Source organism: Companilactobacillus futsaii JCM 17355 (assembly GCF_001435505.1).
Lineage (GTDB): Bacteria > Bacillota > Bacilli > Lactobacillales > Lactobacillaceae > Companilactobacillus > Companilactobacillus futsaii.
The window spans coordinates 1-416 of sequence record NZ_AZDO01000133.1; the positions used below are offsets into that span (position 1 = coordinate 1).

1 protein-coding gene is annotated in these 416 nt (G+C 36.1%); it reads left to right on the plus strand.

The window, feature by feature from the left end; all coding sequences use genetic code 11:
* A partial coding sequence (locus tag FC88_RS09950) for an RNA-guided endonuclease TnpB family protein (protein WP_200951542.1) occupies positions 1-416 on the plus strand: 416 nt, incomplete at both ends.

Genomic DNA, 416 nt, shown 5'->3' on the forward strand with positions numbered 1-416 from the left:
GTTTTACCGTTCCATCAAAGGTAGGTTAACCAAGGAACAACGTAAGCTATCTCGAAAGGCTAGACGAGCTAAATCTGATGGTCGGAAACTTTGGAAATCTAAGAATTATCAAAAACAACGTAAACTAGTAGCTAAACTTCACGCTAAGGTAAAAAATCAACGTAAAGACTTCCTTCATAAACTATCAACTACACTTATCAAAAACCACGATTTGGTAGTTGGAGAGAATTTGAAGAGCAAAAATATGTTGAAAAATCATGCTTTAGCTATGTCTATCTCTGATGTTGGTTGGAGAACATTCATTAACATGTTGGAATATAAAGCTCCGATGTACGGTCGAACCTTTGTCGAAATTGACCAAGCCTATACGACCCAACAATGTAGTGAATGTAAATTTAGAATGGGTACAAACAACA